The sequence below is a fragment of the Ureibacillus massiliensis 4400831 = CIP 108448 = CCUG 49529 genome (assembly GCF_000772965.1).
Lineage (GTDB): Bacteria > Bacillota > Bacilli > Bacillales_A > Planococcaceae > Ureibacillus > Ureibacillus massiliensis.
In genome coordinates this window covers 1-1,000 of the sequence record NZ_JPVQ01000118.1, presented here as the reverse complement: position 1 = coordinate 1,000, position 1,000 = coordinate 1, and the positions used below count along the sequence as shown (strand labels likewise).

Sequence of the window (1,000 nt, the reverse complement as noted above, 5' to 3'; positions counted from 1 at the left end):
GTAGGTGACTACCGTACCGGTTCGATTCCGGTCCTCGGCACCATTTATAGAAAAAGCATTTATTAGCGCCTGTAGCTCAATTGGATAGAGCGTCTGACTACGGATCAGAAGGTTGTGGGTTCGACTCCTGCCAGGCGCGCCAAAGATACGGGAAGTAGCTCAGCTTGGTAGAGCACTTGGTTTGGGACCAAGGGGTCGCAGGTTCGAATCCTGTCTTCCCGACCATATAAGTGGACCAAGCAATAAAAAGTAATGGGGCCTTAGCTCAGCTGGGAGAGCGCCTGCCTTGCACGCAGGAGGTCAGCGGTTCGATCCCGCTAGGCTCCACCAACCATAATAAAGATCCTGGCGGCGTAGCTCAGCTGGCTAGAGCGTACGGTTCATACCCGTAAGGTCGGGGGTTCGATCCCCTCTGCCGCCATCTTTAAAGGACCTTTAGCTCAGTTGGTTAGAGCAGACGGCTCATAACCGTCCGGTCGCAGGTTCGAGTCCTGCAAGGTCCACCATTAATAATAGTAAAACGGAGGCATACCCAAGTCTGGCTGAAGGGATCGGTCTTGAAAACCGACAGGCGGGTTAAACCGCGCGTGGGTTCAAATCCTACTGCCTCCGCCATTTTCTTAAAATATCAATCACATTATCGCGGGGTGGAGCAGTTCGGTAGCTCGTCGGGCTCATAACCCGAAGGTCACAGGTTCAAATCCTGTCCCCGCAACCAAATGGTCCCGTGGTGTAGCGGTTAACATGCCTGCCTGTCACGCAGGAGATCGCCGGTTCGATCCCGGTCGGGACCGCCATTTAAATAAATATGGGTCTGTAGCTCAGTTGGTAGAGCATTTGACTGAAGCTCAAAGTGTCGGCGGTTCGATTCCGTCCGGACCCACCATTTGCGGGTGTAGTTTAATGGTAAAACCTCAGCCTTCCAAGCTGATGTCGTCGGTTCGATTCCGATCACCCGCTCCATTTTATGAAATGGGCCTATAGCTCAGCTGGTTAGAGC

Annotated in this window: 10 tRNA genes; all 10 read left to right on the top strand. The window is 53.0% G+C overall.

Annotated features, from left to right (window positions below):
- The first annotated feature begins 65 nt into the window (after nt 1–65).
- Nucleotides 66–142 (top strand) — tRNA-Arg (locus CD30_RS19145).
- Nucleotides 143–148: 6 nt separating this feature from the next.
- A tRNA-Pro gene (locus tag CD30_RS19140) sits at nt 149–225 on the top strand.
- Between the two features lie 29 nt (nt 226–254).
- Nucleotides 255–330: transfer RNA gene (locus tag CD30_RS19135), tRNA-Ala, on the top strand.
- Nucleotides 331–347: 17 nt separating this feature from the next.
- A tRNA-Met gene (locus tag CD30_RS19130) sits at nt 348–421 on the top strand.
- Nucleotides 422–429: 8 nt separating this feature from the next.
- Nucleotides 430–506: transfer RNA gene (locus CD30_RS19125), tRNA-Ile, on the top strand.
- 16 nt (nt 507–522) lie between these two features.
- A tRNA-Ser gene (locus tag CD30_RS19120) sits at nt 523–615 on the top strand.
- 26 nt (nt 616–641) lie between these two features.
- Nucleotides 642–718, top strand: a tRNA-Met gene (locus tag CD30_RS19115).
- A gap of 3 nt (nt 719–721) precedes the next feature.
- Nucleotides 722–797 (top strand) — tRNA-Asp (locus tag CD30_RS19110).
- A gap of 13 nt (nt 798–810) precedes the next feature.
- Nucleotides 811–886: transfer RNA gene (locus CD30_RS19105), tRNA-Phe, on the top strand.
- A gap of 3 nt (nt 887–889) precedes the next feature.
- Nucleotides 890–963, top strand: a tRNA-Gly gene (locus CD30_RS19100).
- The last annotated feature ends 37 nt before the right edge of the window (nt 964–1,000 follow it).